At 55.1% G+C, this 14,654-nt stretch carries 10 protein-coding genes; 5 read left to right on the top strand and 5 right to left on the bottom strand.

The window, feature by feature from the left end; genetic code table 11:
* The first annotated feature begins 67 nt into the window (after positions 1-67).
* Positions 68-1,138: a hypothetical protein gene (locus SYN7336_RS16375; RefSeq protein ID WP_017327032.1), complete on the top strand. Its 1,071-nt coding sequence runs from the start codon at positions 68-70 to the stop codon at positions 1,136-1,138.
* A gap of 189 nt (positions 1,139-1,327) precedes the next feature.
* The gene (locus SYN7336_RS31030; RefSeq protein ID WP_156820186.1) at positions 1,328-1,495 is read left to right on the top strand and encodes a hypothetical protein; all 168 of its coding nucleotides are present in this window, start codon (positions 1,328-1,330) and stop codon (positions 1,493-1,495) included.
* A gap of 34 nt (positions 1,496-1,529) precedes the next feature.
* On the opposite strand, the gene ylqF is transcribed toward SYN7336_RS31030, so the two are convergent.
* The 3 genes from ylqF to SYN7336_RS16360 form a co-directional block, all read right to left on the bottom strand.
* Positions 1,530-2,378 (bottom strand): ribosome biogenesis GTPase YlqF, encoded by an 849-nt coding sequence (gene ylqF / locus SYN7336_RS16370; protein ID WP_017327031.1) that lies wholly within the window; start codon positions 2,376-2,378, stop codon positions 1,530-1,532.
* Positions 2,379-2,390: 12 nt separating this feature from the next.
* Positions 2,391-2,690 (bottom strand): 30S ribosomal protein PSRP-3, encoded by a 300-nt coding sequence (locus SYN7336_RS16365; RefSeq protein ID WP_017327030.1) that lies wholly within the window; start codon positions 2,688-2,690, stop codon positions 2,391-2,393.
* Positions 2,691-2,811: 121 nt separating this feature from the next.
* Positions 2,812-3,114, bottom strand: a complete 303-nt coding sequence (locus SYN7336_RS16360; protein WP_156820185.1) for a hypothetical protein — start codon at positions 3,112-3,114, stop codon at positions 2,812-2,814.
* Between the two features lie 134 nt (positions 3,115-3,248).
* Between SYN7336_RS16360 and SYN7336_RS16355 the strand changes: the two genes are divergently transcribed.
* The 3 genes from SYN7336_RS16355 (at position 3,249) to SYN7336_RS16345 (ending at position 12,039) form a co-directional block, all read left to right on the top strand.
* Positions 3,249-4,055, top strand: coding sequence for an alpha/beta hydrolase (locus SYN7336_RS16355; RefSeq protein WP_017327028.1), 807 nt, complete (start codon positions 3,249-3,251; stop codon positions 4,053-4,055).
* Between the two features lie 43 nt (positions 4,056-4,098).
* Positions 4,099-7,896, top strand: a complete 3,798-nt coding sequence (gene cobN / locus SYN7336_RS16350; RefSeq protein ID WP_017327027.1) for a cobaltochelatase subunit CobN — start codon at positions 4,099-4,101, stop codon at positions 7,894-7,896.
* A gap of 387 nt (positions 7,897-8,283) precedes the next feature.
* Positions 8,284-12,039, top strand: coding sequence for a PAS domain S-box protein (locus tag SYN7336_RS16345; protein WP_017327026.1), 3,756 nt, complete (start codon positions 8,284-8,286; stop codon positions 12,037-12,039).
* Positions 12,040-12,267: 228 nt separating this feature from the next.
* On the opposite strand, the gene SYN7336_RS16340 is transcribed toward SYN7336_RS16345, so the two are convergent.
* Both SYN7336_RS16340 and SYN7336_RS16330 read right to left on the bottom strand, forming a co-directional pair.
* Positions 12,268-12,513: a hypothetical protein gene (locus SYN7336_RS16340; RefSeq protein ID WP_017327025.1), complete on the bottom strand. Its 246-nt coding sequence runs from the start codon at positions 12,511-12,513 to the stop codon at positions 12,268-12,270.
* A 910-nt stretch (positions 12,514-13,423) separates the two neighbouring features.
* A complete protein-coding gene (locus SYN7336_RS16330; protein WP_017327023.1) occupies positions 13,424-14,641 on the bottom strand; it encodes an aspartate aminotransferase in 1,218 nt (405 codons plus the stop codon).
* Positions 14,642-14,654 lie beyond the last annotated feature (13 nt).

The raw sequence follows: 14,654 nt of genomic DNA, 5'->3' as shown, positions 1-14,654 counted from the left end.
CCCGGAGGTCATGATGGACTGGAGCTTAGCACTGGGGCACCGGAATTCGAACGCACGAGTCTAACGCATGAGTATTTTGTATGTTGCCATTTCAGCCCACGGTTTCGGCCACGTCACCCGCACCGCCGCCCTCATCGATCGTCTCCAGAAACTCAACCCCGACATCCTGCCCATCTTCGTAACCTCAGCCCCTCGCTGGCTGATTGAAAAATATGTCTCGGGCCGATTTCTCTATCGCCCCCGTGCCCTCGATGTCGGAGTCGTGCAAGCAGACAGCCTCGCCACCGATCTCGATGCCACCCTTGCCAAGCTCAAGGCGTTACAAGCCAAAGCAGATGTCATTGTCCGCTCGGAAGTGGACTTCATCAAACTCAATCGCGTCCGCATGGTGTTTGCCGACATGCCTCCCCTCGCTTGCGCGATCGCTCGTGCCGCTCGACTGCCCTGTTGGATGGCAGGCAACTTCGGCTGGGATTTCATTTACCGCGACTACGGTCCCGCGTTCCAAACCATTGCCGACTGGGTAGCAGAACTGTATGGAAACTGCGATCGCCTGTTTCGCCTCCCCTTTCATGCCCCCATGTCAGCCTTTCCCCAGATCGAAGACACGGGCTTGACAGGCGGCGAGCCCATCCTGAGTCCGGCAGAAATTCGCGATCGCCTGCAATTGGAGCGCGATCGCCCCACCGTGTTGCTCACCTTCGGCGGTCTCGGCCTGCGCGGCATTCCCTATGACAATGTGGATGCCTATCCCGACTGGCAATTTATCACGCTCGATCGCAATGCCCCCGATCGCCCCAACTTGCTAAGGCTCAATGGCGAGCAGTGGCGACCGGTAGATCTCATGCCCGCCTGCGACCAAGTGGCGGTCAAACCAGGCTATGGCACCTTCTCGGAAGCGATGCGCGTCGGCGTGCCCGTCCGCTGCATCACCCGCTCGGGCTTTGCCGAAGCCCAGCTCCTACTCAATGGGCTTCAAAACTATAGCCGCCACCAAATCCTCACCCCCGCGCAGGTGTTCGATCGAGCTTGGGATTGGCTGGAAGATGCTTGGGTGGAGCCCAGCCAAGCAGGAGGATTGGACATGGGGGGAAATGTGGCGATCGCGCAGGCTCTGGCCGATGCACTGGCGGATTGAACTGACAGATTTCTAAGGGAAAACACTGAATTCTCAAGTCCCTTCATTTCCCCCTCGGTAGAACTGCGCAAAAGCGCACTATCACTGCCGTTGAGAACTGCATAATGCATCGACACAGGTAGGTATGAAGGGGCAAGAAACAAGCGCTGAACGCCTTAAACCGGTTAACAGCGACTAGGAGCAAGACTCATGAATGTGCCTCCAACCCCCTCCGTCACACTTCGCAGCAACAAGCCTCAACTAACCTATGTCAAGGCTTGGATGTCTAAAACTTCGCAGCCTAGCGTTTTAGATCTCTTGGAGGATAGACTCGGCTCCCCCATCTGGCTGCAAAAGCTCTGCCACCCCTTTCACTAATCCTCAGTTGCCCGACGGATATCCTGGATATCCTCTATTCTGGCGGTTGTTCCAGGGCCACAGCACCCAACACCCCTTTCCGAAAGTCAGTCAAAATTTGCTTGGCTGCCCGCTCCACATTCCCGGTATGGCGATCGCGCGCAAACTGATGCACTAAAAGACTGCCAGGTTTATCGAGAGCCTCGAACCCATAACGATCGCACAATACGGCCTCTAAGCGATTGTCCACCTGCGGCAATAGGTCCAACAAAGCCCCTGCCACATGCTCGCTCACATAGCCTGCCTCCCCAATATCGTCACAAATCGCTAACTTCAATGCTGCCTGCTGGTCTTCCAGCTTGGGAGGCAAAATTCCGGGGGCGTCCAACAGATCTAAATCTTGGCCCAACCGCACCCAGCGTAACTGTCGAGTCACCCCCGGACGGCGAGCACTCTCCACCACCCGCTTGCCCATCAGTCGATTGAGCAGCGCAGACTTGCCCACATTCGGGAACCCGATGACAGCAGCCCGGATGGGACGAGGTTGCATCCCCCGCTTGCGCCGCCGCTCGTTTGCCGCCGCCCCTGCTTGCTGAGCCGCCTGTCGCACTCGGGAGATTCCTTTACCTTCGCGAGCATTGGTGGGCAGAGCAGTTAAGCCCTGTCGCTCGAACCACTGTTGCCAGCTCTGCAGTTGAGCAGTGGAAATACAATCGGCTTTGTTCAAAATCAGTACGCGAGGCTTGTCGCGGGTCCAGCGATCGAGATCGGGATGGCGGCTGGCGAGGGGAATGCGCGCATCCAGCACCTCCAAAATCGCATCCACCTTCTGCAACTGCTGCTGCAGTTGCCTTTGGGCCTTGGCAATGTGGCCGGGATACCACTGAATGGCTGGGGTGGTCATAGGGGGAGATCCCTATGAATTGCCTGCAAACAAGACTTCGGGAAACTTTTCAGCTGCCTTCGTCATGGGCTTCTTGCGACCGTCTTCCTGCCAGTAATTGATCACCTCGGTGGCTTTGTTGAGCAATTCCACCCGCTGGATTTCGGTGATCCAGCCTTTGCTTTCCAGCTCGGTTTGAATCAGCTCCCACGCGTTTTCGCGGGGCCAAAAGTAGTATTTGGTCAGAGGGCTGCGGCCTTGTCCGACAATTTGGTCTACCGCGATCGCCAAATTATCGTCCAGCCACACCGCTTTGAGCGCGAATTCCGTCAAGATAGTCTCCCGTCGAGAAAAAACAGTGCATCGATAATTCTAACGTCTGGGGGAGTGTTCTCTGAGGAATTTTTAAAGCTTACTTTGACTGAAAAAATTGCTTCTACTGGAAAGAGCGCTTCTACGGGATCGTGCCGCTACCGATGGCAGTGTCTGCCGATCTCAGTACAACGGTGTTGTAGACGCTGATGTTGGCACTGTCGGGCAAAGAGAGCTGGAAGGTGCCGCTAGAGGCGGACAGGGTGCCCAGATCGAGGCTGCGTTTGGAGAGATCTCCATCGATGGTCAGCAACACCTGCAATTCTGAGGCTGCGGCGTCTGTTGTCAAATCTTTAATGGCTAGCGATGCTCCCACGCCTGCAATGACGGCAACTGAAACGTTTCCCGTGACGGTATGACTGTCTAGACCGGAAAGGGCTCCCATCGGCATATCTCCGTTAGGCTTTCGATCGGGGCGATCGGGCAATAGACGGCAGCATCATAGCGCATCGCGGAACGGCAGCCACCTTCCAGAAACACCGATTGAGCCATCGAATCAAAATGTTATGCCGAAAAAATATGTGGAAAAAATGGAGTGCTCGCATGTTGACGCTATTGGCGATCGCCTACGGCAGCTTATGCTTCTACGGTCTCTTGCTCAGCGAACGACAAATTTTCATCCCGCCCCCCGCCAGCTACAGCGATGGCGACGACATTTTGAAGTTGGATGTGGGCAATGGCGATCGCCTTTCAGCCATTCACCTGCACAATCCCAACGCTACCTATACCCTGTTGCTCAGCCACGGCAATGGCAGCGACATCGGCCAACTGCGTCATTTGATGGAGCAGTGGTATAACTTGGGGTTTTCGATTTTAGCCTACGACTATCGCGGCTACGGCACCAGCGACGGCAACCCCTCCGAGCGCAATGTCTATGAAGATGTGAATGCAGCCTATCGTTACTTGACTGAAGATGTGGGGGTGCCCAGCGATCGCATCATTGCCTACGGCCTTTCTTTGGGGGGCGGTCCTTCGATTTATTTAGCTAGCCGAGAGAAGATTGCGGGGGTCATTGTGGAGGGCACCTTCACGACAGTATTTCGGGTGGTCACGCGAGTGCCCCTCGTGCCGTTTGAGAAATTCGACAATCTAGGCCGTGTCACTCGCATCGATTGCCCGCTGATGGTAGCTCACGGTCGCTTAGATAATACGGTGCCCTTTTGGCATGGCAAAGCATTATTTGCAGCAGCGCAGGAACCCAAGTTCTTTTTAGAAGTTCCCCATGCGGGTCACGTCCACTTGCTCGATGCGGCTCCAACCCAGTACGTTGCGACACTGCAAGAGTTTTTAGCAGTCCTTTCTCCCCTTTTAGAGCATCTACCGTGAATCATGTGGGATAGTCGTCGTACGCTTCCAAGGCAAATTCCTCATGCATCGAATCGCAGCAACACCCGGTGGTTGGCAACCGGGTCAGGAGGGAGTGATTGTTGTCGAGCAAGACCCCGCTCCCATTGTCGTCCTCACGGCCGCCGATACCGAGATTCAGACCTTGGCAGCAGCACTGGAGCAGTTGCCCGAGACCTTTCCGGCAGTGCGGGCAGTCAACCTACTGAACTTGCAACAGCAACTGACCATCGATACTTATGCCGACGATGTATTGATCGGTGCCGAGGCGATCGCCCTTCGCCTGCTGGGGGGCCAAGCCTATTGGTCCTATGGATTGGAAGTAGTCAAAGAGGTGGTGGCGAAAACGGGGGCGCAATTGCTGGTGTTGCCCGGAGACGATCGTCCCGATCTCGACCTGATGAGTCACTCAACCTTAGGGTTGAGTCAAGTCGATCGCCTCTGGAGATATTTCGTTGCAGGGGGAGTGGAGAATATTTGCGAAGGCTTGAAGGCGATCGCCAATCTCGCTTGCCAGACAAATTATGACTGTCGCCCACCGCGATCGCTAGCCAATATCGGCCTTTACACGCCACCGCCTAGTGCCCTCCAACCCGATCGTCTCCCAACGCCTAACCCAAGCTTTAGTCAAGTCCCCCATTCTGGGGGATTGAGGGGGCCGAGTGCAAAGCCAATCGCCAACGTTGGCATCCTGCTCTATCGCGCCCACGTCCTGAGTGCCAACACCGCACCCATTGATGCGTTGTGCGAAGCATTACAGGCTCGGGGATTGCAGGTGACTTGTCTCTACACCTACTCCCTCAAAGATCCCGAATTGCCCGCACAAATGTTAGAGCAGTTTCGCGATCGCGCCTCGATCGACGTCTTAATCGACACCACGAGTTTCTCGCTGGCGAAGTTGGACAGTGGCGATCCGGCAGTCGCGGTTTGGCAAGCCTTGGATGTTCCCGTATTGCAGGCGATTTTGAGTGGCGTAACGGTCGAGCAATGGCAAGAGTCACCGCAAGGACTATCGCCCCGCGATATTGCCATGAATGTGGCCTTGCCGGAGGTGGACGGAAGACTCATTTCTCGGGCGATTTCGTTTAAGGCGATGGAACAGAAGCACGAGCGCCTGCAAACGGAGGTGGTGCGCTATCGACCGCAGGGCGATCGAGTGGAGTTTGTGGCGGACTTGGCAGCGAATTGGGCGCGGTTGCGACGGACAGCGGTGGGCGATCGCCGCGTTGCCCTGCTGTTGGCCAACTATCCCAATCGCGACGGGCGGCTGGCGAATGGGGTGGGGTTAGATACGCCAGAAAGCTGCGTACGAATTTTACAGGCGATGCAGCAAGCAGGGTACGACCTGCCGGAGATTCCAACGGATTCTGCAGCTTTGATGAAACTGCTGACAAGCTCTGCCACCAACGACCCGGAAGGGTTGCAGTTGCGGCCGGTGCGGCAGGTGCTGTCGGCGGTAGCCTATCGAGACTGGTTCGATCGCCTGCCTGCTGAAGCCCGCGAAAAGATCCTCCAGCAATGGGGAGAACCCGACGATCGAGATATTCCGATTGCTGGAGTTCAGTTCGGGAAAATCTTTGTAGGCATTCAACCTTCGCGCGGTTTCGATATCGATCCGAGCCTCAACTATCACTCGCCAGATTTGGTGCCCCCCCACCGGTACTTAGCCTTTTATGCCTGGTTGCGATCGCAGTTTGACACTCGGGCGATCGTCCATATTGGCAAACACGGCAATCTGGAATGGCTTCCCGGCAAAGGCATTGCGCTGTCCGAAAATTGCTTCCCCGAAGTGGCGTTTGGACCGTTACCCCATCTCTATCCCTTTATCGTCAACGATCCGGGGGAGGGAGCGCAGGCGAAGCGGCGGGCACAGGCGGCGATCGTCGATCATTTAACGCCTCCCTTAACTCGGGCAGAGCTGTACGGTCCCCTGCTGGAGCTGGAACGGCTGATTGATGAGTATTACGAGGCCCAGAGCTTGGACCCGCGCCGCTTGCCAATGATTCAGCCGCAGATTCTCAAGTTACTGGAACAGGAAAATGTGTTGGCGGATATCGAGGTTTCTGGCGATCGCGACGTGGCCGAAGTGCTCAATCGACTGGATGGCTATTTATGCGAACTCAAAGAAGCCCAAATTCGCGATGGCTTGCATATTCTGGGCCAGTATCCAGCGGGGCGTCAGGGGATCGATTTGCTGGTGGCTCTAGCTCGGTTTCCGGGGGCGGGACAAGTGGGCTTGACGCAGGCGATCGCCCGAGACTGCAATCTCGATTTCGATCCGTTAACCGCCGATCCCGGTCAGGCGCTCAGGTATTTACCAGAAGATTTACAACTTCTGCTCGGACGGGAATGCCGCGTGGTTGGAGATGCGATTGAGGCGATCGAGCTCCTGGCGAGCACTTGGGTCGCACAACCGATCGCAGGCAAGCTGTTCTCGCCACAGCCGGGACCGAGCGCGAAGACCTGTTTGGAGTGGTTGCGGGAAACTTTGTGGCCGAAACTGCAACAGACTCCTCGGGAAATCGAGATGCTCCTGTTGGGGTTAGCAGGCCGATATGTGCCCAGCGGGCCGTCAGGAGCGCCCACACGAGGGCGATCGGATGTGTTGCCCACGGGGCGGAATTTTTATTCGGTGGATATTCGGGCAATCCCGACAGAGACGGCTTGGGCGGTGGGGCAAAAGGCGGCGGATGCGGCGGTGGAGCGGTACGTACAGGAGGAAGGGGAGTATCCCAAGACATTGGGGTTGTCGGTGTGGGGCACTTCCACCATGCGGACGGGGGGGGATGATTGGGCAGAGGCGCTGGCCCTGATGGGGGTGCGTCCGGTGTGGGATGGGCTGTCGCGGCGGGTGGTGGATTTCGAGATTTTGCCGGTGGCGGCGTTGGGGCGTCCGCGCGTGGATGTGACCTTGCGGATTTCGGGCTTCTTTCGAGATGCCTTTCCCAATTTGATTTCATTGTTCGATGCGGCGGTGCAGGCGGTGGCCAGGGTACCGGAGTCGAGCGAAGAGAATCCGATTCGCGATCGCATTCAAACGGATACTCGCTATTGGCAGCAGCAGGGGTTATCGGCAGATCGAGCCCAAGAGCGGGCGAGCTATCGCATTTTTGGTTCCAAGCCGGGGGCCTATGGAGCGGGATTGCAGGGACTGATCGAGGCACAAAACTGGTCGAGCGATGCGGATTTGGCGCGGGCTTATCTGAATTGGAGTGGGTATGCCTATACGGGGCAGGCGGTGGGACATGCTGCGCCAGAGGCGTTCGAACAGCGGTTGCAGCAGCTTCAAATTGTCTTGCACAACCAGGATAATCGCGAGCACGACTTGCTCGATTCGGATGATTATTACCAGTTTCAGGGGGGCATGGTGGCGGCGGCGCGCAGTTTGACGGGCCAGAATCCCAAGGCTTATTTTGGCGACCATTCTCGCCCGACGCTGCCGAAAGTGCGATCGCTAGAGCAGGAAATTCGGCGGGTGTATCGATCGCGGGTGGTGAATCCCAAGTGGATTGCGGGGGCGATGCGGCATGGGTATAAGGGGGCGTTCGAGCTGGCAGCGACGCTGGATTACGTCTTTGCCTACGATGCGACCGCTCGGTGCGTACCGGATTTTATCTACGAGGGCATTGCCCGCAGTTATGTCCTCGACGAGGCTGTTGGAAAGTTTGTGCGGGGGGTAAATCCTTGGGCACTGCGGGATATGTCCGAACGTCTTTTAGAGGCGCATCAACGGGGGTTGTGGTCTGGGGCTTCGAAGGAGATGTTGGAGGCGATCGAGCTGGAAATGTTGGAGGCGGAGGGGGAGATCGAACAACGAGACTAGAAACTTACCTTTGCCAATAGTCTCTAGACAACACTCCAGGCCAAATTGGGGCAGCATAATATATATTTAGATTTAAATATATTTAGGTTAAAGTTACGAGTACATCCATCCAAAAACAGTTCCCGGCCTGCATTTGCGCCTTTGCAAGACAGCACCGACTCAAAGATTACCCACAACCTCATCTAGCTGCATGCATCAGTGCTCTTTCAGACGTCAGAAGTGAGGTATTCTAATGCGATCTGCCGAACATTAAAAAATTTCTTCGCTACTCAATAAAAAACATCTACGGGATAGAGCCGTATTTAATAGCATTGCGTAAGTTCTGCGCCGGTTGCTGGAGAGGAATTTTAAAGATAAAGCTTCAACAAGCCCATCTTCACTCGCACTATGTTTCTTCCACAATTAGAACTGAAGTCAGCCATCGTTCGGGAGCCCTTGGCGGTCTCGCCCGATACGACGGTGATGGAGGCGATCGCCCAAATGAACGGCGTGCGAGCGCTCCACAGCACCACCAAAACAGCGGCCGATCGACTGGATGGCCTCCACCGAGAGGCGCGGTCGAGTTGCGTGCTGGTGGTGGAAGATGGGCAGGCGATCGGCATTCTGACCGAGCGGGATGTGGTGCATCTGATTGCCCAGCAGCAGCCCCTCGATCGCTCGATCGTGCGGCAGGTCATGTCGCATCCCGCTGTCAGCCTGCGCGAGTCTGCCTTCAACGATTTATTTTTGGCAATTTCCCTGTTCCAACAGCACCACATTCGTCATTTACCCATTCTGGATGAAGCGGATCGCCCGATAGGATTGGTAGCTCGCGAAAGCCTGCGACCAGTCTTGCGATCGCTCGATCTGTTGCGGTTGCGTCAAGTGGTGGAGGTGATAGATCGCGAGGTGATTTGTGCAGCCCCAGACAGTTCGATGCTGACCATCGCTCGGCAGATGGCAGAAAGCAGGGTTAGTTTTGTGGCGATCGTGGAACCTGGCGGCAGCCCCACTGACCCCCAACAAATTCCAGTCGGCATTCTGACCGAACGGGATCTGGTGCAGTTTCTGGCATTAGGTTCGAGCTTAGAAAGTTACACGGCTCGATCGATGATGGCGGCGCCGATCCCTACAGTCGAGCCGGAAGAATCTCTCTCGACTGCGCAAGAGTGCATGGATCGACACTGCATCCATCAACTGGCGGTGACGGGAGAGCAAGGGAAGCTATTGGGCATCGTTACCCAGACCAGCTTGCTACAAGCCATCAGCCCTCTGGAGCTCTACCAGTTCGCGGAGGCGTTGGCGGCAAAGGTGAAGCGCCTAGAGGCCGAGAAGGGCACACGGCTGCAAAGTCGTCCCCTCCAGTTGGAACGACCGGTAGAAGCCCGAACTGCTGCTCTGCGGGCTAAAGCTGAGCGGGAAAAATTGCAGCTAGAACTAGATGCTACTCTGGCGGCGGCAGCACCAGTGGGCATTTTTCGCACCGACGCTTTGGGACACTGCATCTATGTCAACGAGTGCTGGTGCCAGATGGCCGGACTTAGCCCCAAAGCAGCGGCGGGGGAGGGATGGAGACAAGGGCTACACCCCGACGATCGCGACCGGGTTGCCGCCGAATGGTATCGATCGGCCCGAGACAATCGGCCCTTTCAGCTCGAATATCGCTTTCAACGTCCCGATGGCAAGGTGACCTGGGTATACGGACAGTCTGTCGCGGAACGGGATGCCGATGGGGATGCGATCGGTTATGTGGGCACCATTACCGATATTAGCGATCGCAAACAAGCCGAAGAAGCCCTGTGCGAAAGCGAAGCCTATCTGCGCGACATCACCACCAGCGTACCGGGAGCAATTATTCGCTACGTCTTGCATCCTGACGGCTCCGATCGAGTCAGCTACATGAGTTCGGGATGCTTTGAGCTCTGGGAAGTTAGCGCTCGCGTTGCCGAGCAAAATTCACAAATTCTTTGGGATGCAGTTCATCCCGAGGATGTGTCCGGTTTGCGGGCGTCGATAGTGGAATCAGCTCGGGCGCTGACCCCCTGGATCTGGGAATGGCGAATTACAACCCACTTGAGTCAGCGCCAGAAGTGGGTGCGGGGTGTCGGTAGGCCGAAACGACTGGCAAATGGCGATGTAGTTTGGGCAACGGCGGTCTCAGACATCAGCGATCGCAAACAAGCTGAGGAAGCTCTGCGAGAATCTCAGCAGTTTATTCAAACGGTGCTCGATACGTTCCCACTCTGCGTATTTTGGAAGGATCGCGAAGCTGTCTATTTAGGATGCAACCAGCAGCTTGCCAAAAAACTTGGCTTGCAGTCTACAACCGAGATTGTTGGTAAAACTGATTTTAATTTGCCATTGATGGCAGCTAATGCAATTGCTTTCCGTGCCGACGATTGGCGGGTGATGGAATCTGGCGAAGCCCAACTGGGGATCGAAGAAACGGCGAACTTGCCCAATGGCCAACAGAGATGGTTAGAAACCAACAAAATCCCCCTGCGAGACTGGGCAGGCAACGTTGTTGGCCTGGTAGGCACATTTCAAGATATCACCCACCGGAAGCAGGCAGAAGACGCTCTGCGCATCAGTGAAGCCCGCTTTCGGGCCATCTATGAGAATGCGGCAATTGGGATTGCGATCGCATTCCTGCGCGACTACAAACTCACCCTCGCCAACCCTGCCCTGCAAGCCCTCTTGGGATACACTGCTGGCGAACTGGCACAGCTCGATTACACCGACATTACCCTCGCTGAAGACCTGCCTGCAGAACAGCGCCTGCTCGATGAGTGCTTCAGGGGCGATCGCGATGCCTTTCAACTGGAAAAGCGTTTTGTCTGCAAAGACGGACGGATCGTGTGGGGCAATCTGTTCACCTCCATCATTCGCGATGCCGAAGGTCGTTTTCAGTTTGGTATTTCTATCATTGAAGACATTACCGAGCGCAAACGGGCGATGGATCTAGAACTCTCTCGCAACCGCGCTCTGCGAGAGGCGATCTTTGAAGAATCCACCGATGCCCTGTTCAATGTCGATGCCTCCACTTGGCAGGTGATGGATTGCAACCAGCGGGCGGTTGAACTGTTCGAAGCCAGCAGCAAAGCAGAGACGATCGGCACCCAGGCAGACCACTCGCACAAATACCCCTTGCTGCCGGATGAGATGGCCGCCATGCGCGCCGCCCTCGATCGGGACGGGGTCTGGAGCCAGGAAATCAAGTATGTCACCTTCAAGGGCAAGCCATTTTGGGGCAGGTTATCTGCCAAACAAATTCGCGTTGCCGATACGGTGATGAACCTGCTTCAGATCGCCGATATTAGCGATCGCAAGCAAGTCGAACTCGACATGCGCCACAACATGGAAGAATTACAGCGGCTGAACGCGATCAAGGATGATTTTTTGAGTACGGTCTCCCACGAACTGCGAACCCCCCTAACCAGCATCGACATGGCAAGCCGCATGTTACGCATCACTCTGGAACAGCAGCAAGTTATCGCGGCTAGCAACACTCCCGAGACCGAGCGGGTGGAGCGCTATCTCAATATTTTGCAAGCTCAGTGCAAAGAGGAGGGGGATCTGATCGATGACCTTTTAGACCTGCAACAGCTCAATGCAAATGCCTATGCCCTGGATTTAACTGAAATCAGACTGCAGGATTGGCTGGCTGAAGTCACCTATGGGCTGGAGGAACGGGCACGCCAGCAACAGCAAACCTTCGAGGTGGAGATTGCGCCCGATGTGCCGCCGTTCGTGACAGATGCTTCAGTGTTGCGCAGAATCCTATCCGAACTACTGAACAATGCCTGTAAATACACACCTGCTGGCGAGCAGATTCATCTCGAGGTCAACCAGATACTATCCGTCGCCTCCGGTATCGATACTGCTGACTCATCCCCCGTCGCAGACAGACAGATTCAGTTTCGGATTTGCAACACGGGGGCCGAGATCGCCCCTGAGGAGCAAGCCCAGTTGTTCGAACCCTTTTATCGGGCAGTGAAGGGCGATCGCTGGAGTAAGCGGGGCACTGGATTGGGGCTGAACCTGGTGAAAAAGTTCGTCACTCGGCTCAACGGCACCATCACCGTAGAAAGTGGTTCCAACCAGACCTGTTTTCGGGTCATCTTGCCTCCGCTCGATCGCTCCAGTGGAACCAATCACCTCTGAGAAGCCGCTTGTAAAGCAACGCAAAATAGACTAATTGCAAGGGGGCCAAGACTTGGCTCTTCCGAGCTTTTGGCGATGCCTCAAAAACCCAGAAACTGTAGAACCTGAGTCTGAAATCGCGTTTCTCGCTATAATTTTGGCTATCCCGCTTGCCCCAAGGCACTATCTGTCCCCTCTTGCCACCTGAGATAGGTCGTGTCATATTTTGGCAGAAAAGTCATTCATCATTCAAAGTAAACGACCTCGGTAAATTCTTTGAAAATTCTTTTTCTGTTGCTGCTGCAAGGGCTGGTCAATCAGCACTCCCCCTTCATAAACAACCCTGTCCTCGATAATAAACTGTGCTAGATCGTCCCAAGAGCGGTCGGAACGTTTGGCTAGCCAAGCTTCCGCTACAGGAATTGCCGAATTGGGGTACAAGTCAAAACGCATGAGCAGTAAGCTCAATACTTTGTCCGTATCTCGAGTCAACATCTTTCTTTCCTGAGAGAAACATTAAGGACATAAACATTCATGTCAGCTCTCGCCCAAAATTCCATCGCTTTCAACTGCTTAGCTACCTGATTTGGCCCTTTTTACAGACAACAATCAATAGGAACGACCTAGAAACATACGTTTTGGCTTTCCTGAAGCTGTCGAGCTACCACGAGTTCTTCATTATTTTTCCCAAAGTAACTAATTATGAATCATAAACCAAGTCTAGTCAGAAACCTGTAGTTTTAATGAGGCACCTTTTAGTCTCCCTCACTAACGCTGTTAAGCACTGCATTCGCCCCCTAAATCCCCCATTCTGGGGGACTTGGCGACAGTGCTAGCTGGGGTTTTGAGACGGGGAAGACGAACCGGCAAATCACGGTCATTAAAGGTATAGAGCGAAGCCAACAGACTCTCACAAGTCCCCCACTGGTGGGGGATTTAGGGGGCCGAGTGCAATGTCTGAAAACTCCAGGTCTCAACATGGATGAGGTTTATATTGCTATATGTTCTTGTAGGTAGCGGTTCGGGAAAAAGTTCAAAACTGGCTTTTTGTGGGTAATACTTTTACTACGAAGTGGGCCCATATTTGATGGTGGAAAAGCTCGACACATAACGTACGGTTCGATGATTTTCCATATATAGTGCTTGAGAACTTGATTTCTGAATACATATGGTGTCTATTATTCGCTGCGACACTGTAGGTAGTAGCTATCCAAATTTTAATCTGCCATCTGTGGTGTTCTAGAACCAGGGGACATAAGGTCAGATTATGCCCTTTAGAAGCGTTGAAATCCCAACAATTCGAGCTAGGGCGGGATGACTAATCCCCGCCATTAGTTCAGCAGGACTTTTGGCCGCTCCACGCGCGATGCCTTCAACCTGCCCGACATGCAATTTCACCGACTGCTCACTCACAGATAGCTCGCGATCGCGAGTAGCGAATGCCCGCCTTGGCCCAACGCTGCATAGCATCCCCCAGGCGATCGCAATCGGCAATCAGACTAACGCGCACGTAACCTTCGCCTCCGCCACCAAACGCACTACCCGGCGTCACCACCACACCCGTAGTCTCCAACACCCGCAGCGCAAAATCCGTGGAATCCTCAGCCTGACCCTCAGCCGTGCGAGGCGTGGGAATCCACAAATACATTGTGGCGCGCGAAGGCGGCACATCCCAGCCCAATTCTGCCAATTCTGCAATCAGAAAATCCCGTCGCTGGCTGTACCGCTGCTGCACCGTTTTGAGATGGGAATCCGGCAAATTGAGGGCGGTTTGGGCAGCGGTTTGGATGGCCGCAAAAATGCCGTAGTCCAGGTTGGTTTTGAGGGTGCGCAAGCTTTGAATAATTTGGCGGTTGCCCACCACAAATCCCACCCGCCAACCGGCCATGTTATAGGTCTTAGACAGAGTATGAAACTCGACACCCAGCTCGCGCGCGCCAGAGATTTCTAACAAGCTGGTGGGCTCGTAGCCATCGAAGGCCAGTTCTGCGTAACACAGATCGTGAACGAGCAGAATGTTGTAGGTGCGGGCAAAGTCAACAATCTCTTCAAAGAAAGAGCGGGGGGCGATCGCAGAGGTGGGGTTGTTGGGGTAGTTGAAATAGAGGACTTTGGCTTTGCATGCCACTTCGGGCGGAATTTCACTCAGATCGATCAGCCAGTCATTTTCGGGACGCATTACCATCGGGTAGACGTTGCCGCCAGCAATCAAAGGACCGCGAAAGTGAGCTGGGTAGGCTGGGCTGGGCACCAGCACGATGTCGCCGGGATCGACATAGGCCAAAGCCAAGTGGGTGAGCCCTTCCTTCGAGCCCAGTAGGGGCAGAGCTTCGCCGTTGGGGTCCAGTTGAACGCTGTAGCGACGGTAGTACCAATTGGCGATCGCCTCTCGGAAATTACTCGTGCCCTCAAACGGGGGGTAGCCGTGGTTGCTGGCATCGGCGATCGCCTCCTGGGCTGCCTCCACCACTGCAGCGGGGGTGGGGCCATCGGGATTGCCCATGCCCAAGTCAATCAGGTCTAGCCCCCGCTCGCGGGTGCGGGCTTTGAGTTCGTCGAGACGGGCAAACACGTAGGGGGGCAGCTTGTTGAGACGCTGAGCCGGAGTAAACAAATCGGTCATGGCGATCGCGTAT

It is taken from the genome of Synechococcus sp. PCC 7336 (genome assembly GCF_000332275.1).
Taxonomy (GTDB): domain Bacteria; phylum Cyanobacteriota; class Cyanobacteriia; order Thermostichales; family PCC-7336; genus PCC-7336.
The sequence above is the reverse complement of the archived record's forward strand: the minus strand, read 5'-3'. Positions and strand labels throughout refer to the sequence as shown.